This is a genomic window from Lysinibacillus sp. FW12 (assembly GCF_050817245.1).
GTDB classification, from domain to species: Bacteria; Bacillota; Bacilli; order Bacillales_A; family Planococcaceae; genus Lysinibacillus; species Lysinibacillus irui.
Genome location: NZ_CP139094.1, coordinates 221973 through 245042, shown reverse-complemented (window position 1 = coordinate 245042; position 23070 = coordinate 221973). Strand labels below are relative to the sequence as shown.

General features: G+C 36.6%; 22 protein-coding genes. 6 read left to right on the top strand and 16 right to left on the bottom strand.

What is annotated here, in order from left to right:
* The first annotated feature begins 191 nt into the window (after window positions 1–191).
* Entirely contained in the window at window positions 192–893 is a 702-nt protein-coding gene (rluF, locus tag SJW71_RS01230) for a 23S rRNA pseudouridine(2604) synthase RluF (RefSeq protein WP_274794991.1), read from the top strand.
* Window positions 894–917: 24 nt separating this feature from the next.
* The gene (locus tag SJW71_RS01225) at window positions 918–1637 is read left to right on the top strand and encodes a DUF6904 family protein (protein WP_274794992.1); all 720 of its coding nucleotides are present in this window, start codon (window positions 918–920) and stop codon (window positions 1635–1637) included.
* Window positions 1638–1677: 40 nt separating this feature from the next.
* Here SJW71_RS01225 and SJW71_RS01220 read toward each other — a convergent pair whose 3' ends face one another.
* The 12 genes from SJW71_RS01220 to SJW71_RS01165 all read right to left on the bottom strand — a co-directional run bounded on the left by SJW71_RS01220 (window position 1678) and on the right by SJW71_RS01165 (window position 13564).
* The gene (locus SJW71_RS01220; RefSeq protein ID WP_341387093.1) at window positions 1678–2175 is read right to left on the bottom strand and encodes a cupin domain-containing protein; all 498 of its coding nucleotides are present in this window, start codon (window positions 2173–2175) and stop codon (window positions 1678–1680) included.
* A 116-nt stretch (window positions 2176–2291) separates the two neighbouring features.
* Window positions 2292–2999 (bottom strand): ABC transporter ATP-binding protein, encoded by a 708-nt coding sequence (locus SJW71_RS01215; RefSeq protein WP_048395515.1) that lies wholly within the window; start codon window positions 2997–2999, stop codon window positions 2292–2294.
* The gene (locus tag SJW71_RS01210) at window positions 2999–3778 is read right to left on the bottom strand and encodes an ABC transporter ATP-binding protein (RefSeq protein WP_274794994.1); all 780 of its coding nucleotides are present in this window, start codon (window positions 3776–3778) and stop codon (window positions 2999–3001) included. Before SJW71_RS01210 ends, SJW71_RS01215 begins: the two co-directional genes overlap by 1 nt.
* Window positions 3778–4713, bottom strand: coding sequence for a branched-chain amino acid ABC transporter permease (locus SJW71_RS01205; protein WP_274794995.1), 936 nt, complete (start codon window positions 4711–4713; stop codon window positions 3778–3780). The genes SJW71_RS01210 and SJW71_RS01205 overlap by 1 nt, the downstream gene beginning before the upstream one ends.
* 12 nt (window positions 4714–4725) lie before the next feature.
* On the bottom strand, window positions 4726–5601 hold the full coding sequence (locus SJW71_RS01200) for a branched-chain amino acid ABC transporter permease (protein WP_274794996.1): 876 nt from the start codon (window positions 5599–5601) through the stop codon (window positions 4726–4728).
* A gap of 147 nt (window positions 5602–5748) precedes the next feature.
* Window positions 5749–6969, bottom strand: coding sequence for an ABC transporter substrate-binding protein (locus SJW71_RS01195; RefSeq protein ID WP_312506394.1), 1221 nt, complete (start codon window positions 6967–6969; stop codon window positions 5749–5751).
* 420 nt (window positions 6970–7389) lie between these two features.
* The gene (locus tag SJW71_RS01190) at window positions 7390–7992 is read right to left on the bottom strand and encodes a class I SAM-dependent methyltransferase (protein ID WP_274794998.1); all 603 of its coding nucleotides are present in this window, start codon (window positions 7990–7992) and stop codon (window positions 7390–7392) included.
* Window positions 7993–8079: 87 nt separating this feature from the next.
* Entirely contained in the window at window positions 8080–9855 is a 1776-nt protein-coding gene (locus SJW71_RS01185; RefSeq protein WP_431811673.1) for a CotH kinase family protein, read from the bottom strand.
* Between the two features lie 41 nt (window positions 9856–9896).
* Window positions 9897–10580, bottom strand: coding sequence for a DUF4956 domain-containing protein (locus tag SJW71_RS01180; protein WP_431811672.1), 684 nt, complete (start codon window positions 10578–10580; stop codon window positions 9897–9899).
* Window positions 10581–10597: 17 nt separating this feature from the next.
* Window positions 10598–11299, bottom strand: a complete 702-nt coding sequence (locus SJW71_RS01175; protein ID WP_312506391.1) for a polyphosphate polymerase domain-containing protein — start codon at window positions 11297–11299, stop codon at window positions 10598–10600.
* A 179-nt stretch (window positions 11300–11478) separates the two neighbouring features.
* Window positions 11479–12894 carry a sensor histidine kinase gene (locus SJW71_RS01170; protein WP_322611868.1) on the bottom strand — a complete coding sequence of 472 codons (1416 nt, stop codon included), beginning with the start codon at window positions 12892–12894 and terminating at the stop codon, window positions 11479–11481.
* A complete protein-coding gene (locus tag SJW71_RS01165; RefSeq protein ID WP_431811671.1) occupies window positions 12878–13564 on the bottom strand; it encodes a response regulator transcription factor in 687 nt (228 codons plus the stop codon). The genes SJW71_RS01170 and SJW71_RS01165 overlap by 17 nt, the downstream gene beginning before the upstream one ends.
* A gap of 217 nt (window positions 13565–13781) precedes the next feature.
* On the opposite strand from SJW71_RS01165, the gene SJW71_RS01160 reads away from it, so the two are divergent.
* Entirely contained in the window at window positions 13782–14117 is a 336-nt protein-coding gene (locus SJW71_RS01160; RefSeq protein ID WP_274795005.1) for a heme oxygenase, read from the top strand.
* A gap of 106 nt (window positions 14118–14223) precedes the next feature.
* Here the strand turns inward: SJW71_RS01160 and SJW71_RS01155 are convergent, their stop codons facing one another.
* On the bottom strand, window positions 14224–15243 hold the full coding sequence (locus tag SJW71_RS01155; RefSeq protein WP_274795006.1) for a YeiH family protein: 1020 nt from the start codon (window positions 15241–15243) through the stop codon (window positions 14224–14226).
* Between the two features lie 113 nt (window positions 15244–15356).
* Here SJW71_RS01155 and SJW71_RS01150 point away from each other — a divergent pair, with 113 nt between their 5' ends.
* Entirely contained in the window at window positions 15357–16268 is a 912-nt protein-coding gene (locus SJW71_RS01150) for a LysR family transcriptional regulator (protein WP_431811670.1), read from the top strand.
* Here the strand turns inward: SJW71_RS01150 and SJW71_RS01145 are convergent.
* Window positions 16255–17172 (bottom strand): LysR family transcriptional regulator, encoded by a 918-nt coding sequence (locus SJW71_RS01145; protein WP_274795008.1) that lies wholly within the window; start codon window positions 17170–17172, stop codon window positions 16255–16257. The genes SJW71_RS01150 and SJW71_RS01145 overlap by 14 nt on opposite strands.
* A 122-nt stretch (window positions 17173–17294) precedes the next feature.
* On the opposite strand from SJW71_RS01145, the gene SJW71_RS01140 reads away from it, so the two are divergent.
* On the top strand, window positions 17295–18485 hold the full coding sequence (locus tag SJW71_RS01140; protein WP_274795009.1) for a coenzyme F420-0:L-glutamate ligase: 1191 nt from the start codon (window positions 17295–17297) through the stop codon (window positions 18483–18485).
* Window positions 18486–18695: 210 nt separating this feature from the next.
* Here the strand turns inward: SJW71_RS01140 and SJW71_RS01135 are convergent, their stop codons facing one another.
* Together SJW71_RS01135 and SJW71_RS01130 are read right to left on the bottom strand one after the other, a co-directional pair.
* Window positions 18696–19331: an RNA ligase family protein gene (locus SJW71_RS01135; RefSeq protein ID WP_431811669.1), complete on the bottom strand. Its 636-nt coding sequence runs from the start codon at window positions 19329–19331 to the stop codon at window positions 18696–18698.
* Between the two features lie 24 nt (window positions 19332–19355).
* A complete protein-coding gene (locus SJW71_RS01130) occupies window positions 19356–20312 on the bottom strand; it encodes an AAA family ATPase (RefSeq protein ID WP_313470986.1) in 957 nt (318 codons plus the stop codon).
* Window positions 20313–20736: 424 nt separating this feature from the next.
* Here SJW71_RS01130 and helD point away from each other — a divergent pair, with 424 nt between their 5' ends.
* Window positions 20737–23040, top strand: coding sequence for an RNA polymerase recycling motor HelD (gene helD / locus SJW71_RS01125; RefSeq protein WP_274795012.1), 2304 nt, complete (start codon window positions 20737–20739; stop codon window positions 23038–23040).
* The last annotated feature ends 30 nt before the right edge of the window (window positions 23041–23070 follow it).

Genomic DNA, 23070 nt, shown 5'->3' with positions numbered 1-23070 from the left:
TATTTTATGTCGGAATAACAATATTTTTATAGAAACCCTCTCACCTAATATATTGTCAGAAACATAAAATAATTTCAACTTTTTCAAAAACTTTTCCAATTAATTTATTTTTGCTAGAAAAGCTTCTAGAATTCACTGTATCCATGGCGTTAATGTATACTTAACAATAATATAAAATTTAGGAGAACATTATGCGTATTAATAAATATTTAAGTGAAACAGGAATCATATCACGTCGTGGTGCTGATAAATGGATAGCTGATGGAAAAGTAACGATTAATGGAGAACTCGCAACAGTTGGTAGTCAAGTTGAGGATGGGGATATAGTTTGTGTTGATGGAAAAGAGGTAAAGAAGGAACAACAGCTTGTCTATATTGCTCTCAATAAACCTGTCGGCATTACAAGTACAACAGAGCGCCATATAAAAGGCAATGTCGTTGACTTTGTCAACCATCCTTTGCGTATATTCCATATTGGACGTTTGGATAAGGAATCAGAGGGATTATTGTTATTAACCAATGATGGGGATATCGTTAATAAAATTCTACGTGCTGAAAACCATCATGAAAAAGAGTATATTGTTCAGGTGGATAAGCCTATAACAGAGCAATTTATCAAAAAAATGGGAGCGGGTGTCGATATTTTAGATACCACTACATTACCTTGCCAAGTTGAAAAGATTTCGGACAAAGTTTTTAAAATTATTTTAGAGCAAGGCTTAAATCGTCAAATTCGCCGAATGTGTTCTGCACTCGGTTATTCTGTTAAACGTCTACAGCGTATTCGTATTATGAATATCAAGCTTGGCAATTTAAAAGTCGGTCAATGGCGTGATTTGACAGATAAGGAACGAGCAGAGCTTTTCAGACTACTCAACTACACACCAAAATAAAATATTTAAGGGAGGACGGGGACTATGTTAGCTATTCAAAGTACAGAGCAACTCACAGGGGTACGAATTAGTGCCGATTATTGGGATTTAGACGAATTAATCAACGCTATTTATAAGGTAACTGGGGACGAAAACAAATACTATGATTATCAGGGTCCTCGACTACGTATTTTAAGCGTTTGCTACAAACTAAGACATGCTATGCTCGGTGAACATCACCTCGAGTTTGTCGGTAATGGACTTAATAAGAATGTCCTTACCCAACATGAACTGATCTTCCCAAATAAAAATGTTTATTTTGCCACAGAAATTCTTTGGCCAGAAATAATCTTTTGTACCATTGCATTAAATGATTTTATTGATTTACACCAAAAATTAAACAAAGCGGCTATGTGGAATAATGAGATGGCTATTATCCGCAAGTTTCAAGCAGCTATTGCTAATTGTTTAGAACAAGAAGTTAATGAGGAAGATTATATGGTTTTTTTAAGAATGCTTCATACTAAAAATCCGTTAACCTTTCGCTTTGCTACACAGTATGTGGATGTTCTGAATCTAGAATATATCCAATTAAGTAAAGAGGAACGTAAAGCACATTTAGCTGCATTTGCTGTACGCTTGCTGGTAGAGGACCATGAATATGTTGCTTTAAAAGCCCATCTAATGGAAGCAGCGATTGCGACTAAAAAAGCGTTACATGATATTCAAATTCAGCTCAATTATCCTGAAGAGATATTATGGTAAAAAAAGATGCCGTCTCATAAGCAATGAGACGGCTATTTTTCTACATGATTTTTTTGTATGCCATTTTACGAATAACTTCCTCATGCTGAGGATAATCCGCTAAAAGCTCCTCTTGTGTAAATAATTCAAAATCCTCAAAATCAAAACCAGGTGCTACCATACATCCAACTAAACTAAACGTATCAGATTCCTCAACTGATGAGCCAAAAATTGTATTTTTCGGCACTGCAATTTGTGGTACTTCTCCAGCTCCTACGTTCAAGCCTAGCTTCTTCGCCTCATATGTACCATCTGGAAAGATCATATGTACTGTTAGTGGGCCTCCTGCGTGATAATACCATAGTTCGTCTGATTGCAATCGATGTAAGTGTGATATATCTTGCGATCGTAATAAGAAATAAATACTAGTATAAATTGGTCTCTGAACATCTCTCACTGCTATATTATCTGAAGCACGAAATGATGATACATAATAACCTCCTTCTGGATGTTCGGCTAAATTTAATTGTTTAATAAAATATTGTGCTGAATACTTCAAAAAGCATCTCTCCTTTTTTCCACCTTACCAAAAAATAAAGTAAACATGCTACTTTTGATTATTTAATAACAAGGAAAACCAAAAGGGCATCTCATTTCTGAGACACCCTTCTAATTTTATAAGCCACCTAAATAAGCCGCTTTTACTTGCTCGCTCTCCTGAAGCTCTTTTGCCGAACCAGATAAAACAATACGTCCCGTTTCAAGTACATAGGCACGGTTAGCGACAGATAAGGCCATATTCGCATTTTGCTCTACAAGGAGTACAGTTGTACCCTCTTTATTGACTTGCTCAATAATATTAAAGATGTTTTTAACCATCAATGGTGCAAGTCCCATGGAAGGTTCATCCATTAATAGTAGCTTTGGCTTCGCCATTAAAGCACGCCCCATTGCGAGCATTTGCTGTTCCCCACCCGACAATGTACCTGATTGCTGCTTGCGGCGCTCTAATAGCCGTGGAAATAACTCGAAAACATGATCCATATCTTTTTTAATACCTGCTTTATCATTTCTTAGATATGCTCCAAGCTCTAAATTTTCCTCCACTGACATATTGGCAAAAACACGACGACCTTCAGGAACGTGAGAAATCCCCGACTTCACAATGGTTTGAGCAGCTTTCCCGGCAATAGAAAAGCCTTCATATTCAATAATGCCACCTTTGGGCTTCAATAAACCTGACAATGTCTTTAACAACGTACTTTTTCCAGCACCATTTGCACCGATTAACGTTACAATTTCACCCTCGTTTACTTCTAAAGAGAGGCCCTTTAATGCTTGAATGTTGCCATAAAAAACATCTATATTTTGTACTTTTAGCATTAGCCGATAACCTCCTCGCCAAGGTACGCTTCAATTACCTTTGGATTGTTGCGAATTTCTTCTGGTGTCCCATCAGCGATTAATTGTCCATGATCGAGTACATATATGCGTTCACAAATACCCATAACTAGGCTCATATCATGCTCAATAAGCAAAATTGTTAAGCCAAACTCTTTACGAATAAAAGCAATTAACTCCATTAAATCATGTGTTTCCTGTGGGTTCATACCTGCTGCTGGCTCATCTAATAAAAGGAGCTTTGGCTTTGCTGCCAATGCACGAGCAATTTCTAAACGACGCTGCATCCCGTATGGTAAATTTTTTGCTAGTTCATCTTTATAGACGTCTAAGCCAAAGATTTTTAAGAACTCTATGGATTGAAGCTCCATTTCTGCCTCACCTTTGAAGTGGTTGGGCAAACGAAAAATTGAAGACCACATTGAATGCTTAGCAAGCGAATGGTTGGCTACCTTAACATTGTCTAAAACAGATAGCTCTTTAAAGAGACGAATATTTTGGAATGTACGACTAATCCCCTTTTGTGTAACTTGGAATGGTGCAAGTCCATTTAATTTCTTACCATCAAAAGTAATAGTGCCTTCTGTCGGTGTATAGACTCCCGTCAACATATTAAAGCTAGTTGTTTTCCCTGCACCGTTAGGTCCAATAAGCCCTACCAATTCGCCTTGATTAAGGTACATGTTAACTCCCTGTACCGCCTTTAAACCACCGAATTGAATACCCATGTTTTCAACATTGATAAGAAGGTTTCCAGTCATTATTTCGTACCTCCTTTTTTACCAAACTTAAATAAATCAGTAATTTCTTTTGTTCCCATTAAGCCTGTTGGACGATAAAGCATTACGATAATTAAAACTAAACTATAAATGATCATACGAGTCTCTGGGAAGTTTGCTAGATACGTAGATACTACTGTTAGGAAAATCGCAGCAATCACTGATCCTGAAAGACTACCTAACCCACCCAGTACAACATAAATTAAAATATCAAAAGACTTTAAGAAGCCGAAAGTCGTCGGCTGAATAATATAAAAGTTATGGGCGAAGATAGCTCCAGCTAGACCGGCAAAGAAAGAGCCAATCGCAAATGCAACAACCTTATAATAAGTTGTATTAATACCCATAGCATCTGCTGCAATCTCGTCTTCACGAATGGAAATACATGCACGACCATGTCGAGAATTTGTAAAGTTTGAGATAACTAGGATGGTTAACACTACACCAAAGAATGCATACGTCCAGTTAGATAAATATTTAACCTGCATCCCTGCTGCACCACCAACATAATCCGTATTTAAGAAGATAATACGAATAATCTCTGCAAAACCTAGTGTGGCAATCGCTAAATAATCACCTTTTAAGCGAAGAGTTGGAATACCTACAATAAGACCTGCAATGGCTGCTGCAACTGCCCCTAATAAGATAGCCAGTGGGAATGGCAACATTAACTTTGTTGTTATGATAGCAGATACATATGCTCCCACAGCAAGGAACCCAGCATGCCCAATCGAGAATTGTCCAGTAACCCCAATAACAATATGCAAGCTGACAGCCAACATGATGTTAATACACATAGTAATCAACATATTTTTATAGTACATATCAATTACTTCAGTCGTAATTAACAATTGTACAACGGCATAGATGACTAGCGCTATTACGGCATAGCCCCAGAAAACTTTAGACTTTTTCATAAAACCGCTCACCTACACTTTCTCACGGGCGTTTTTACCAAAGATACCCGATGGTCTGAAGATTAAGATTAAAATTAAAATAACGAATGCTGCAGCATCACGCCATAACGAGAAGCCTAAAGCACTTACTAATGACTCTACAACACCTAGTAACATACCACCGACCATAGCTCCAGGAATGATACCAATTCCACCAAGAACAGCTGCGATAAATGCCTTAACTCCTGGTATTACCCCCATTAACGGGTCAATTTTTGTATAATAAACACCGAAGATAACACCTGCTGCACCAGCTAAAGCAGAACCAATAGCAAATGTTGCAGAGATTGTATTATCAACGTTAATGCCCATTAAACGAGCTGCATCCGCATCATGGGAAACGGCACGCATGGCTTTCCCAATTTTTGTTTTATGTACGATGAATTGTAAAAGAATCATCAGTACAATTGCGACTGATAAAATTAAGATGGATGTACTGCTAATTTGTACCCCGAAAATATCAAATGATTTATTCTTAAAAACTTCAGGATAGGCTGCCGGTTGAGCACCTCTGAAGAAAATCGTTGTATACTCAATTAACAACGACACACCAATCGCTGTAATTAGCGCTGCGATACGTGTTGCATTTCGTAGACGTTTATAGGCAATACGTTCAATTAAAACACCAAAAATTGCACAAATGGCCATGGCCAATAATAATGCCGGGAAGAAGCCAAGCTCCCATTTAGCAATTGCGTAAAAGCCAATAAATGACCCGATCATGAAGACATCACCATGAGCAAAGTTAATCAGCTTAATAATCCCGTATACCATCGTATACCCTAACGCTATTAACGCGTAGATACTTCCAAGTGAAATACCATTCACAAGCTGCTGTATCCATTCCATGCGTATTCACTCCTTTAAATTGTCTGAAAATTGAAAAATCAGTACATACATCTTTACTAAAAAGTTATGATTTACTCTACCATTCTAGTTATCTAAAACATAAAAAAGGGAAGGCGTGTTTACCCGCCTCCCCTTGCTTACAAAACATTAAGGATTAACTTTAGAGTTGAACACTTGTTTACCGTCTTTAAATTCAAGAACTGTTGCTGTTTTAATTGGGTTATGATTTTCGTCAACTGAGAATGTACCTGTTACTAAAGAAAGATCTTTTGTTGCAGCTAATTCATTTTTAATTGCTTCCCCATCCGTAGAACCTGCACGTTTAATCGCATCCGCAATGTAGTAAATTGAGTCATATCCAAGTGCGTTGAATGCGTCAGGCGCTTTGTCTCCATTTGCAGCTTTAAATGCCTTTACGAAATCTTGAATTTTTTGATCTGGGTCTTCAGCAGAATAGTGGTTTGTGATGTATGTGTTATTCAATGCATCAGCGCCAGCTAGTTCTATTAAAGTTGGAGAATCCCAACCATCAGCACCCATTAGAGGTACATCAATACCCATCTCACGTGCTTGTTTTACGATTAATCCAACTTCTTCATAATATCCAGGGATGAAGATAAAGTCTGGATTTGCAGCTTTAATATTTGTTAATTGTGTACGGAAGTCTGTATCCTTCGCTACATATGCTTCTTCTTTTACAACTTTTCCGCCACTCTTAGTAATCGTTTCTTTAAAGGATTTTGCTAAACCTTTTGCATAATCTGATGCGTTATCTGCGAAGATAGCTACGTTTTTCGCATCTAGCTCACCAGAAGCGAAGTTAGCTGCCACAATCCCTTGGAATGGGTCAATAAAGCAAGTACGGAATGCATATTCATTAACACTACCATCTTCGTTCACTGTAATATTTGGAGCCGTACCTGAACCAGTAACAATCGGAATTTTATTATCATTAGCAATTTGAACCGTTGCTACTGTATTCCCCGATGTTGCAGGTGCAAGCATTGCTACTACTTTATCTTGTGTTGCTAGTTTAATAGCGGCCGCAGTTGCCTCAGAGTTTTCAGATTTATTATCTACTTTAATCAGTTCAATTTTCTTACCATCAATACCGCCAGCATCATTAATTTCTTTTACAGCAAGTTCTGCGCCTAGACCAATTGAAGAACCATAAGATGCTACATTCCCTGAAAGTTCTAAGTTTGCTCCGATTTTAATTGTATCGCCGTCAGATGAACCTCCACCTGATGAAGAACCTCCACCAGAACTTGAATCGTCTCCGTTACCGCAACCCGCAAGAACACCAGCAAGTAATGAAGATGCTACTAAAAGTGAACCGAACTTCTTAAGCTTTTTGCTCTCTTTCATAATTAAATTCCCCCTGAAAGTTTCTCAAATATTAGATATTTCAGATAATTATAAACAATTACATTCATTTGCTCAATAGCAAAAATAATTATTTATAACTACCTTAAACAAATGAAAAATATTATTCATATAAGCCTTTTACATTGTAAAACATTCTTTATATTTAGTCTAGAGTGATTTTTCAGTATAATTAGTTATTTGTGAATTATCTTTTAATTAGGTTTTTAATCTAGTGCTAAACTCTTAGATAGAATCACTTTTTCACAATAAAGTTTAGCTAATTATAATGTCTCCTATTACTACTACGATTATTTCCCTGAAAATAATCGCGCGAATAATCATGAAACTCTCATTCACGTCACTTAAAACTGTGTAATATTTGAAAATAGTAAAAAGCTTAGAACGGGTTTCTCCAAGGCTCTAAGCTTTTTTTAATACGAATACACAAAGACGTTCATTAATATTTGTTTCATTTTCTAAATTGACTTCATGAAGTAATTCAAATGGCGTTCCCTGATGTAAAAACTGTAAATAATCATATGGTGGATAATATAAAATTATATGAATATCTCGCATTTGCTGCTCATAGGATTTCCAAATATTATGAATGACTGTGCGAAAAATATGAATCGAAAAAGGATTAAAAAAGAAAAATACATTATCGCGTGGCTTTATTTCATAAGCCTCAGCTATCGTATGAATAAATGTAATAGGTGCATGTGCTCGTACCTTTTGGAGATAATTACGTTTATTATCTTCAGCTTCTGCATAAAACCCTGCATCCATTTCTACCCCAATGGTTGGAATATGAAATTTATGGTACACATAAATAGGAACACGCCCTTTTCCACACCCCATATCAATAAATACAGGATGATCAGGCATCTCATATGCTGCAAATAATTGTTCCAATCCTTTGTAGGGTGTAGGCTCATAACGATGGTAGTGTGCAAGCTTAGGAAAACCATATTGTTCTCCAACCGTGTTAATATGCAAAAGTTTATCAAACTGCTGTTCATTCATATGAAAGACTCCTCTGAAAAGAATGCTTTATTTTAGCACGATAAAAAGCAAAAACCATACCCAAAAGTTTTGGATATGGTTACTTTTTTACTGACCCCTACGCTTGAATCGAACAACAAAGAGGAGTGCTAGGAGAAGAATCACTAGGCAAGCAACTGCTGTAAATACTGTTTGTTTATCGATAACAGGTGCTCGATAGGATGTTTCAATAGCCGCATTCGGCATAGGCATACCTATCAGATTTCCATTTTCATCCGGACGTTGCATTTGTTCCCCATTCTGTCCTTCTCTTGGACCATTGCCCTCCTTGTTAAACGGTGGGCCCTGTGATGGATCAAAATCCTCTGGGAGCTGACTCGCATCAAAATCACCTGGCATAGAATTTATTTCACCATTTTCATTTGGAGTGCGTATCCCCCTATTCTGAGAGGCTGTAGAGGCTTCTACGACAAGTTCACCCGACAGTTGCTTTAAAATAGATTGAGAGCGCTGTTTAGCAAATTCAGGTAAGCTATTTTCACCTTCAACCGCTTCTAAAAACTGCTCTGTGGTAGAAAATTTAGTTGGATCTGCTTCAACATAAGTAGTTAATAAAACTGCTAACTTTTTAGTAATCGATTGAACATAGTCTTCAGTTAAATATGTTGTGGCAAACTCTTCTAAATAACTTTCATATTTATTACGATATTCCTCTTGTGCAAGCAAGGCATTCAACAGTGGTCGCTCCTCTAACGTTGTGCCAGAAACGGGGGTCGTTACACTAAAATTTATAGCACTCTCGGTTAATAAGTTGCTCGACATCCCCATTCCCATGTTAAAGCCACCGCCCTGCCGTTGCTTATTTCCATTAAAATCCTGATCAAGTGATTCATTGTTTTGCTCTAACGGTCTTTGCATCGTAGTAGAATCGTCGGTTGTATTTTGACTATTTCCTCTGTCTCCTCCAACACCAAAGCCACCAAAGGACATATTATAATCCCAAGGAATCATAGAAAAAACTCCATTCTGTTCGTACAAATAGTAGTTATGTTTCATATTTCCTTGATAACTATCTAAATTTACAAGCGCCGTATTGACGGCAAAATAGCGTAACATTTCATCGACATCAATATATTTTTCTATGTCCCCGTTATTATTTATAGCATCTAGCATTTCAACAAACTTTGACTGATCTATATTGCCTTCATTAGTTTTCAATCCAATGCCCGTATAGTCTGCTATATTATCACTTATATATTTCAGATCACTGCCTACCCCATCTGGCTTAAATAAAAAGCCATCATTAGAGCCATAATTTTTAGCTAAGAATGTCTCATCCACTGCTTCTACTCCTAAAAACAAACCTCGATCCTTACCATTTACTGTAACATACATATAAGAATGTGCTGGCGTTGGTATACCCATTTGCTCCATCAATTCATAAGATATATATTCTCTCATCAGTGTAGCGTCACTATAATTATTATTTAAATTTAATTTTTTCAGTCCATATAAACTTTGAGTATCATCATAATAATCAAAATCAATTTTTAAACTATAACGATCAGAGTCACTGTTGACAACCGATCGTAATGATAAATTTCCTTTTGTTCGAATAGCAACATTCTCAATTTTTTTGCCGTTTACTGTAATATCCGCCTGTTTTAACTCCTCAGCAGCTGCATTTTCGAGCATGTCATCCCACTCTTCCTCATTTATCTCGATATCAACTGTCGTTACTTTATTGTTATTAAATACTAGATTCTCATAGGAAAACTCAGAATTTTTCGATTTAATTCCTACATTTGGAAGAACAGCATATATAACGACAAAGAGAAGGAGTAATATTGCCATGAACAGGTAGACTATTCGTGTTTTAATCATAGCTTGCACCTCCTTTGTAATCCTTTGTATTAATGAGGTCATTACGCTGTGAAATTTCCATCGTAGCTAAGCATGATGGCAGATTTTACACCAGTCACTTTTGTCAGTTCATCCATCAATTGAGCATCATTTTGTTTGACACGAATTTCATATGTTGTTTCAATTTCTTCATTTTGCATTATTGATTTTGACTTAAGGGCGAATTTTTTTGTTTGTGTGGCAATAATTCTCTCCACCTTAGCATTTGCTCGCTCTTCTTCATACTTAACAATCAATAAATAAGGGTTTTCTACTGTAATTTTGTTAACGAATACTAGTAGTACAAGCCCAATTAATACAGCACCTATAATGACTAATGGGATAAAACCTGCACCACATAAAATACCTGAAACAATTGCCCAGAAAATATAAACTAAATCCATTGGATCCTTAATAGGTGTACGGAATCGTACAATGGATAAAGCACCAACCATCCCAAGTGATAACAGAACATTTGAGCTGATTCCCATTATGACAAGTGCTGTTGCCATCGTCATAATTAACAATGATATATTAAACGAATGGGAGTAAATGACACCATTAAAGGTTTTCTTATATACAGCGTAAATGAAAAGTCCGATAAAAAACGCTACTACTAAACCAATAATGGAATCGATTAATGAAAAAGAAGTTGTTTTTTCTAAAAAGTTGGATTTAAATATATCACTAAATTTAATTGTATCCATGTTTATTCTCCTTTGTATTAGCCATACATCCGACTAAGTTGATATTTTGAATAGGCCTCAGCATGTGTATCCACAGACTGTAGCAAATACTTAATGATATCCGGTAAATATTCATCGTATTTTACCTCTAAAATGACAAGATTCGACTCGAGTACATCTACCATAGGCAAGTTTTGATTAAACATATCTGTATTACGCAGACTTGATTGCACCTTACTATCAAAAGTAACTCGCACATTACCGTATGGATAGATATAGGCCTCTCGTTCATAATCCACCACCGTTGTAGGTTTTAATTGGCTATAATACATCTCTTGATATAAGTCTTGAATTAATCCTCGATTGTCTTTTTCCATCCATGATAAATCTCCAACCCGTATTTTTTCATATTCTGTTTGAGATATTGCACATTTAGTTTTAAACGTTAAATTATTTCGTTTACTCTTTCTTTCCAAATTAATAACGGTACTAGATCTTCCATATATGCGTACCCGATATTTATCTCGATTGATATAACCCTCCTTCTTCTCATTCAGCACTTTATTCGCGAAATTATCGAAATACGTACTACGAATTAAATATTTTCCGTCCATACCTGCATGCTTGTCTAACTGCATAACATGCTGAAGCTTCGTTTTTAACAATGTATAATCCGGATAGGAAATGGCTTGTTTAATTTCCTTACGCCCATTTGGATTAAATGAAGTTACTCTAGGCATTTCACACTCACTCTCCCTACTTAATTTCATTGACCATTGAAATATGGCGGTATGACGATCCCAAACTACGTCTTCTCTGTTTGTCGTCTACACTTTTTACTATAAAGAGCATTTGTGTCAGACAGATGTCAGCTTTACACTTTCTTCAACTATTTTTACAATAAAAAACTACTCCGCTTTTATAGCGAAGTAGCTCTTTGTAGCACTAACTCAAAGGACGTTCCTGAGGCATTACTTTCAATTAATATCAAGTCACCTCCACTGGATTGTGCCATCATTTTACTAAGAGGTAACCCTAAACCCAAACCACGAATAGTATATTTTTTATTCTCTCCTCTATAAAAACGCTCAAAAATAAAAGCCTGATCCTCTAGAGGAATTCCGTGACCTGTATCCTTCACAATAATCGATAGTTTATCCCCTCGCTCCTTTAGTATGAGCGTGATCGTTCCTTTATCCATTGCCTGCTTAGCATTAGTTAATAGGTTTGTCATGATTTGTTGAATACGGACAATGTCTACCTGTACATACACTGCTTGTTCAATCAAATGTAAATTTACTTTTACACTGTCTTCATCCTGTAAAACTTCCCATTGCGCCACGGCATCTCGCAACAGCTGATTAACATCCACGGACTGAATTTTAACTGGAATTGCGTCCACAGCAAAATGGTTAAAGGCAAGTAAGTCACCGACCATTGTTTTCATTTTTGTTGTTTCAACCATAGCCATTTCAATAAAATCCATGGCATCCAATCCTGTTACAACACCATCTTTTACAGCTTGTAGTAAGCCACTTATGGAGGTAACAGGTGTTTTCAATTCATGGGTAACGCCCGCTAATAACTCCGTTCGAGTTTTCTCTAGCTGCTCTAATTTGTTTGCCATATTTTCAAAAGATGTAACAAGCTCATAGACCTCTTTTTCCTTACTATCTTGAGGCAAATCAACAGTATAATTACCTTCCTGTATATGCTTGGCTGCCTCTGCTACTTGTTTAATTGGACGAGCTAAACGTTTTGATAAGAAGTAAATAGCAATCCAACCCAATAAGGCTAATGCTCCAATTAATAAAGCAAGCTGACCATATGCTTGGTTAACTCTTGTTAGATTGTCCTTCTTCTCCTTCACAAGTACCCAGCCCAATAACTGATTATTACCTTCTATCTTTCTTTTCACCACATATTCAGGCTCTAGCCCCCCTGTTATTTCCTTCGTACCTTCTTCATCGTCCAACAAGCCCGCTACATTTTTAGCACTACCAGGTGGTACGGGTCGGTTACTTGTAAGGATATTGCCTTCTGTATCAACGACATATAAAATAGGATCTATTTCTCTCATATTAAAACGCTCTCGATCCCCAATAAAACCTGGTATACCATTAATTGGACCATTATTTGGGTTTGTTGTATCCGTTAAACGATAGACCGTCTCGTCTGCTAAAAATTCCATTAATTCTAATCGATTTTCAAATGTTGTATGGCGAATCCACGCTGCCGAGATGAGAAAAATGATAGCCAATCCTATAAAAAGTGTAAGTAAATAACGGCTTGTCCAATAATGAAGTAAGGATATACGCTTATTTTTTTTGAACACTTAACTGATACCCCAATCCACGTAGCGTTTTTATTTCTCCTTCTGTCACATCCCAATCTTTTAAAGCCCTTCGTAGCCTTTTTATTGCTAAATCTACCGCACGATCACTACCTTCATACTCCCAACCCCAAATTTGATCTATTAGCTGCTCACGGGTAAATGTTTGATTAGGATGATCAACTAAAAACATAAGCACCGATAAATCTCTTGGCGTTAATATAATTTCTTCGCCTCCCAGAAATACTCTATGTGCTTTCCTATCAATTTGGAGCGATCCATAACGTTTTATTGTGGATGAATCTAGGCTTCCTTCGGCACGTCTTAAAACAGCCTTTACTCTTGCAACAACCTCATCCGCTATAAAGGGCTTGGCAATATAATCGTCTGCTCCATGATTAAATCCTTCTAAGCGGTAATTAACCTCTCCTAATGCTGTCAGCATAATAATAGGACACGTACTTAACTCCCTAATCTCCTGTAAAATAGCCCAACCATTTTTTTCTGGTAACATAATATCTAACAACACTAAGTCTGGCTTTGTCTTAAGAAACATATCCAAGGCTTCCCCACCATTAAAACATTGTGACACCTCATACCCTACTTTTTGTAAATATACCTTTAAAACCTGACTTATTGCATATTCATCCTCTACTACTAGTATGTTTACCATCGTCATTCACCTCGCTACTAGCTCGCTTTTGGCTTTATTATAGCATCGGATTATGTCAGTTAAATGTCAGCCTTCCCCTGCTCATAACCCCCGTAAGAGAATATCTAGGGGGCATCTATTGACAATGTCTTCCTACGCCAATTATCATTGATTGCGAATGATAATCATTGATAATTCATTCATAGACCTACAAAAATAAAATAAGGGGGGTAATAGCATGATTATTGTGACTAATCGTATTCAAGTAAAGCCAGGCTTTGCTGCAAGAATGGCACCAAACTTCACAAAGCCGGGACCACTTCAACAATTTGAAGGCTTCCATAAAGTAGAGGTATTAATTTCAACCGATGATCCTACTTATGATGAAATGAGTGTAAATATGTATTGGGAATCTAAGGAGCATTTCCAAGCATGGCGTAATAGCGATGCATTTGCTGCAGCCCATCATCGTCCAAATTCGGGTTCTGAGGGAGATAAAGCTGATAGCCCAATTATCGGTAGCAAAATCGTAGTTGCAGAATTAGCAACTTCTATTGAAGCTTTACGTTCATAAACAACAACTAAAATACTTATCTTCTGATTCTATCTAAAAAGCCCTGCACGCTGATCTACCATGCAGGGTCTTTTTTCTATTTAATTAGACACTGTCCAGACCCGTATCAAGTCAAAAATATGACTAGTATATAGCCCAGTATGGATAGACAGACAGAACCAACTAAACCAGCGATAAATGCCTTTACACCAAGCTCCTTAAATGTTTTAATCTCGACATTTAATCCAAGACCAGCCATCGCCATAGCAATTAAAATATAAGCAATATTTACAAATGCTTGCGCCACATTCGCTGGTATTATCCCTAATGAATTGATAGCGCTCATCGCTAAAAACCCTAAAATAAACCATGGAATAATAGACAATGTAAATCCCTTTTTCTCTTCGCTTTTATCCATTTTTCGATAGAAAATACCAATAATAATGGCTACTGGTACTAGCAGTGCAACACGTGTTAATTTCACAATGACAGCTATATCAATTGCTTCATTCCCGCCAGCTGAAGCTGCTGCAATAACGTGGGCGATTTCATGTAATGTACCACCTGCGAAAATTCCATACTCCGTTGGTGTTAAGTCAAGAATAGAGTAGAGTACTGTATAAATAAGTGTAAATACAGTTCCTAATAGGGCCACAATTGCTGCCCCTACTGCCGTTTCCTTTTGATTTGCTTTAATTTGTGGTGCGATTGCCACTACAGCAGCTGCTCCACAAATTGCTGTCCCACAGGCAGTTAATATTCCTAGCTTCTGATCAACTTTGAGCATTTTTGTTAATCCGTAGACAACCATTAACGCAAACAACAAATTAATAACTGCAATCAAGAAAACGCTCGCACCTGCATGATAGATATCCGCTAAATTTAAGCGCATGCCCAATAATATGATTCCCAACCTTAAGAGTTTTTTGCTAGAGAATGCAATCCCCACTTGCCAGGTATCCTGTACTTTAAATGCTGCTCGCCAAGCCATTCCTACTATAATGGCAATAACCAACTGTCCCAAAATAGAGAAGAAAGGGAATGTAGCAATATATTTCGCTACTAAAGCAATAAGGAGCGTTAACAATATTCCCTTCAAGAAATTTGGAGTAAGGGTGGATTTTTCTTTATTCTGTCTTATAACCATGTTGTTCACTTCTTTCTCCCTTGTTGATTATTACTTTATTAAAAAGCACACTATTAGTAAAATACATATATATAATCGTTATTATTAATATTTCTAATAATAGAGGTGGAGCTATGCAATTCGACGCTTTAAAAACTTTCGTCACACTAGTTGAGGTGAATAACTTTACGAAAACCTCTGAATTACTTCATATTTCTCAACCAAGTGTTAGTCTACACATTAAAAATCTAGAGCAGGAATTACAGACAACCTTATTTATTCGTTCACCTAAGTCTGTACAAATTACACCAACTGGTGAAATTCTTTATAAAAGAGCTAAACAAATCATGGCTATTGCGGAAGCAGCGAGAGAAGACATAGCAGCCTACCATCAAGAGGTCCAAGGTACACTAGTAATAGGGGCGAGTTTTACGATTGGAGAATATATATTGCCTCCCATCATAGCAGGCTTGCAGCAGCAGTTCCCGCAGCTTGAGCTTCAAGTTATTATTGGCAATACAAAAGAAATCATTCAATATACAAAATTATTGCAAGTTGATATTGGTCTCATAGAAGGGCAGGCTCATGATAATGAACTATTGATTAAACCATTTATGAAGGATGAGCTATTTATTGTCAGTGCCAGCAATCATCCTCTCACAAGGGAACAACCTATTACTGCTGACAAACTTCAACAGCAAAGTTGGGTTGCACGTGAAGAAGGGTCTGGAACACGCTATTATTTAGATCATTTATTCAGAGCAAATGGTCTACAGATTCATTCCCTTTTGACTATTAGCAGTAATCAAGGGGTCAAGGAGAGCGTTATCCAAGGACTTGGACTTTCCCTGCTGTCTGCCTGTGTGATTGAACGTGAATTAAAAAATGGCGATATGACCATTTTGCCACTTGAAGGACAGCATTTTATGCGGACATTTTCTTATCTTTGCTCACCAACCGTGAAAAATAAACGCAATGTCGACATTCTCATTGATGTATTAAAAAAAGAAAGCTTAGCAACTTTTCTAGTCGCTAAGCTTTCCTGATTGTCCTTCTCGTATTCAAACTTTTTGATTCAATGATTTCGACAAATTTTGTCGCGGCTCTAGAAAGAGGTACTGTTTTCAAATAACACATACCAATACTTCTTGCCGGGATACTTTCCTTTAAGGTTAATTCGTAGAGGTGACCTCGTTGAAGATAATCCTTTGAAAACTCCTTTGTTACACACGCAATGCCGAGGTTACTACGGGCAAACTCTAGCACTAGATCGTGGGAGCCTAGCTCAAACTCTGGTTCAATATAGATCCCTCTTGCAAGGAGATAATCTTCTACATATTTTCGTGAATTTGATTTTTTCTCAAGGAAAATAAGTGGGAATTTCAACAGATCCTCATAGCGTAAACTTTTAGATGATAGTGTTTTATACTTCTCCCCGCAGACAAAGATATCTTGAATATCTGTGCATACTGTTAACTGTAAAGTAGAATCTTCTATTGGAAAATTACAAAATCCTATATCTACCTCACCTGATTTAATAAAATTACAAATCTCAGAGGTTGTACCATTTAGCATCTGTAATTTAATATTCGGATACATAGTATGAAACGCTTCTAAATAAGGCATTAAAAAGAAGCGTGAAATGGTATCTCCTACCCCAATCTTTAATTGCCCTGTCGTTAAATTTTTAAATTCCAGTAACTTCTCTTCTCCAGCATCTAGAAGTCCTAAAGCTGAATTTGTATATTCGAAAAGTAGGCTGCCCTCTGTGGTCAAAGTCACACCTTTCGGGGTCCGATTAAAAAGACGTGTACCGAGCTCTTTCTCCAATTGCATCATAGCCTGACTAACAGCTGGCTGTGTCATGTATAAATCCTTAGCAGCCCTCGAAAAGCTATTATTTTTTGCTACAACACTAAAAACGCGATATAAATCTAATTTCCCTATCATATAAGCACCCCTTATAGCTATTATATGAACTATTAATTTTACTTATATCATTAATGAAGAGTATAGTAAAATCATATGGATTTTATTTCATTTGACGTTAGAGAGAATGAGGAGAGATTAAATTGGAACGTGTAATCGGTACAGTTGTAAGAGGTCTTCGTGGTCCTATTATTAACGAGGGCGATAATATTGAACAAATCGTTGTAGATACAGTGTTAAATGCTGCAAAAATTGAAGGATATGCAATCGAGGATCGTGATATTGTCACAGTAACTGAGTCTGTCGTGGCACGTGCACAAGGTAACTATGCAACGATTGACGATATCGCAGTAGATGTAGCGGCAAAGTTCGGTGATGATACGGTAGGTGTTATTTTCCCAATTTTAAGTCGCAACCGCTTTGCAAACTGTTTACGTGGAATCGCAAAAGGTGTAAAAAAAGTTGTATTAATGCTTAGCTACCCATCCGATGAAGTTGGTAATCACCTTGTAGATATTGATGAGCTTGATGTAAAAGGTATTAACCCATGGACGGATACACTAAATGAGGTTGAGTTCCGCGAGCATTTTGGCTATAAAAAACATACATTTACTGGTGTAGATTATATTGAATACTATAAAGAGTTAATTGAAGCGGAAGGGGCTTCCTGTGAGGTCATCTTCTCTAATAATCCAAAAACAATTTTAAATTATACAAAGAGTATTTTAACATGTGACATTCATACACGTTTCCGCACAAAACGTATTTTAACAGCGAATGGTGCAGAAAAAGTTTACAGCCTTGATAACATTTTAGCTGAATCTATTAACGGTTCTGGCTTCAATGCGGAGTATGGCCTTCTTGGCTCGAATAAAGCAACTGAGGATAGTGTGAAATTATTCCCACACACTTGCCAACCAATTGTTGACGGAATCCAAGCAAAAATTAAAGAAGCTACTGGCAAAACTGTAGAGGTCATGATTTACGGTGATGGCGCATTTAAAGATCCAGTAGGCAAAATTTGGGAGCTTGCAGATCCTGTTGTTTCGCCAGCGTTCACAGCGGGATTACATGGTACACCGAACGAAGTAAAATTAAAATACTTAGCAGACAATGATTTTGCGGACCTTCGAGGTGAGGAATTAAAAGCTGCTATTTCGGAATATATTCAGAATAAAGATGAGGATTTAACTGGTCAAATGGCTGCACAAGGAACAACACCTCGTCGCTTAACTGACCTAATCGGTTCCCTATCTGATCTTACATCTGGTTCAGGTGATAAAGGAACACCTATGATTTACATTCAAGGCTACTTTGATAATTACACTAAATAAACAAAAATGAACTCTCGTCCTAATGAAGAGAGTTCATTTTTATTTATGATGAGGATGACAGGAATCGAACCTGTAATCTCTTTGAAAAGGGATATGCTATCCTTGCACACTTCCTCATAGTTTATAATTTTTGAAAGATTATTATAGTATTACATTTTTCTCAGTCCTTTTTATTGTATAATTCGTCACCTTAATTTCATTAGCTCCATTTTATTTTAAGCAATTAGGTATGATTTCTTCTTGTAGCCAATGCTCACTTGTTTGAACATGCTGTGGTCTCACAAATTTCCCCAAATTATATCGAAAATCATCATAATGGAATGCATCAATATTTCTAATGACATATCCCTCTTGTTCACCATCAAATATTGATTTACCAGTAAATGTACGTTTTATCTTTTCTTCATCAAAAATACCCCGATATAAAACAGGAACCGTTTCAATACCTAATTCAGCCGCATATGCTACTGTTTCGTCCCAGCTTAAACATATATTTTCTTCATTCCAAATACTAAATAAATAAAAATAGCTTGTTAGTGCTTTATAATAAATGGAATGCTTCGCATACACATTTTCCCCGCATAATCGCCAATCATTCGGTATATGATAAGCAAAACTCGCATGAAATGTTTTTACCCAATGTCTAGAGGGATGATTAGCGGAATGGATGCTTCTAGCATGCATATAGTCTTTATATAGTGTTGTACCTTCCCCGTCTAACTTTTCAGTTACAACAACCTCTTTCCCAACAAAATGATTTACATTTTTAGCAACCTTATCATCATGTGTGTAGCCTCTGCTCCATGGCAAATGAAAGCTTCTTGGATATTTCATTAACTTCGTCATATTTTCACTCCCTTTCCCTATTGTTTATTTGGCAAATTGATCTGCCTCACGGAAAAAATAAAGCCTTGTTAATAAATCACCATCTAATAAGTGATAAATTTGGCTTCCGCCTCGATCGCCCCCATACTGGATTAACATATGAAATTGCACTAAATGAACAACCTTTAACACAAAGTCCTTTTCAAAGCCTAACTCTAATAGAAAATGGCACACCAGTTGAGCAGATACGTTTTCATGTCCAAAATAGCCATAGCGTTGTTGTAATGGTTTATATTTTTTGCAAAATGGTTTACCGACATCATGAAACAATGCAGCTATTTGTAGAGCTAGTTTATCGCTTTCTAAATAATACTCATTGATATACGCATACACAAAATACGTATGCTGACATAATAAAAATTGATGGAATGAGTTTTCTTGATCGAATTGATAAATTTCTTTAAAAAGTGGAACTGATCGAAGTGTGTGAAAAAGTTCTTCATAAGTGGGCTGGCTTTGTAAGAGTGAAATAAATTGTTGTTGAGAAATATCATAAGGACCTGATTCATGTACAATATGCACTTCATCAAAACCTTCTCCTACTGTCGGGAATTCTAAATACTTTCTCATTTTCTCCATTACCATTAATGGGACATGCCGTTTCCGTTGCTGGTTTCTTTCTACACAGGTTACATAAGGTGTATCAAAATAATAACACTCCTTTTTAAAGGTACTTGGTAACTTTCGTAATGCAAATATCCTGCGCTCCCGTTCAATATTGGTTGCATCCACAATGACAGAAAACCCTTTTGCCACTAAGTTATTAAGACGCTCATATAATGTACGAAAGACCACACGCGATTTCTGCTTAGTTGCGTCACCAAACAATTCATCCCGTATAGCGTCACTAGATAGGATAACCGCATTTTCTCTTTTCGCTAGCTCTTTTACAAATGTACTTTTTCCACTACCAGGCAACCCTACTGTAAAGATCACCTTCATTATTTTCACCTCCCTTCAAGTTTTTATATCGTGTAATGTGGCGTCATCTTTAGTATATCGCCTATCGTTTCTAATAAAAATTTATGGTCATCAGTCATAATATGATGCAATTTTACATATAAAAAAGACTGCTCCACCTTTTTTAGAGCAGTCTATGTATATCAATAACTTATTAGCTTATACATTTATTATAGCATAAATTTACAAAAATTACTAGACTATACTTCCTTCAGGAGTAGAGGTATGATAAATTTCCTACTTCAATCACCCTATCGAATAATTGCATTGAGGCTCTTTTGCTTTTTCCTAGGGTCTTTGGACAACCTATAAAAGAGAATCACAATTACCTTCATCTCACCATTTATATAGGTGAGGGTTATTGTCAAGGGAAGCAAATAACTACGGAGAGGAATGTGAGTAAACGTTGGAAAATCAAAAAGAATGGCTAGAAGAAAAGCTTTATCTTGAGGATTCTTTAAACCTCATTCATCACAAAATAAAAGAAATACAGCTAAAAGAGAAAGGCTTCAAAGAAAATGCTGTCGCCTTAAAGAAAACGTTTTGGAATGACGTCAGGGTTAATTTAGATACGGCTGAGGATGTCGATGAAACTTTTTTTGCCATTAAGCAACAGGTAGAGCTTTTATCTGACTCAGAGCTTGCACAACAACGTGCGATTCGAAATGTGAAGGTCTATGAACGTTTACAACAATCACCCTATTTTGCTCGTATTGACTTTTTACAAAATGGGGAAAAAGATCCCTTAAAAATTTATATAGGTGTTGCTACATTATTGGATGAACAGGATGAAAATATAATCATATATGACTGGCGAGCGCCTATCTCAAGTATGTATTATGATTACACACCTGGCGATGCATCCTACGAAACATTAGGTGAAGAAATTCATGGAGAAATGTTATTAAAAAGACAATTTATTATTAAAAATGGCCAACTACAATCGATGTTTAATACAGGCCTTACAATTGGCGATGATTTATTGCTAGATATTCTTGCCCAAAATGCAAACGAGCATATTCGTAGTATCGTTGCAACGATTCAAGCTGAACAAAATAAAATTATTCGACATGTGAACTCCCGATACCTCATCGTCGAAGGTGTTGCTGGTAGTGGTAAAACTGCGGTGGCCTTACAGAGGGTCGCCTATCTATTGTATCGTTATCGCAATGAAATGACTGCCGATCAAATATTACTAATAACGCCTAATCAACTTTTCAATCAATATGTCCATACGGTCTTACCCGATTTAGGTGAAGACAATATGCAACAATTAACTTTTATAGAGTATGTGGAAAAACGATTAGGTCGTCAATTCCAATTGGAATACCCTTATGAGCAACTAGAAGATCTTTTAACAGAAAAGGATGACGCTCATTATGAAACTAAATTAAGTATTATTTCATATAAAGCGAGCCTTGATTTCAAAGATTTAATGGATCACTATGTAAGCTATTTATCGAATAAGGGCTTATTATTTAAAAATATTGTATTTCGTGGGGAACGTATTATTACTGCACAGGAAATTTCGGAATACTTCTATTCCTTCCCTTCCTCTATATCGATACCGGATCGCCTACAATTCGTGAAAGAGTGGTTATTACAGCAACTAACGAAATTTGAAAGAGCTGAGCGTACAAAGGAATGGGTAGAAGAAGCAACTGAACTTTTAGATAAAGAAGACTACTCTAAGTCTTACAGTGAGCTTTTATATGAGGGAAGCTATACAGAAAACTCCTTCGATGATTTTGATCAAGAACGCCAAAAATTAGCGAGACAAATTGTTAAAAAACACTTTAAACCGTTACGTAATTCTGTTACCAAGTTAAAGTTTGTTCATATTTTAGGTATATATCGCCAACTCTTTGATCAAAATAGCCCTTTTTACAAAGCTTTACAGCATCTTATGCCCGATCATTGGGAAGATATTTGCCAACACACACATACTAATTTAACAAAACGCCTTATTGCCTATGAGGACGCCGCTCCATTTTTATATTTACAGGACAAAATTGAAGGGCAACAGACAAATACGATGATCCGTCATGTTTTAATTGATGAAGCACAGGACTATTCACCATTCCAACTCACAGTATTACAGCAACTATTTCCAAAAGCTCGAATGACCATCTTAGGGGATGGACACCAAACGATTCACCCTCATACCTTTGAGAATCCTTCACTACTTGACCCTGAATTATATGGTGGGCAGGCCGAAAAAATGATTTTAACCAAAAGCTATCGTTCGACAAAGCAAATCATTTCACTCACTTCCAATATTTTAAATGATGGTAGTGAAGTAGAGGCTTTTAACCGCAATGGTCCTGAACCTTCAATTACCATTGTGCCAAATGAATTAGAGTTAGTTGATCGAATTATCCAGAACATCAATAATCTTTCTACCAAATTTGAAACAATTGCAGTCATTTGTAAAACTACAGCTGAATGCTCTGCTGTATACGAACAATTAAGAAACCAAATAGATATTCAACTCATTACTCACAGCACTAAGCAATTTAAAAAGGGTATTTTATTACTTCCAGCGTATATGGCGAAAGGAATTGAGTTTGACGCTGTCATTATCTATAATGCGTCTGCCGCTAATTATTCAAGAGAAAGTGAACGGTACTATTTCTATACAGCCTGTACGAGAGCTATGCATGAGTTGTTCATCTATTCCATTAATAAAGTAACTTCTTTCCTTCAATAACAGGTTACAGGAGATTCTGCATTTTACAGA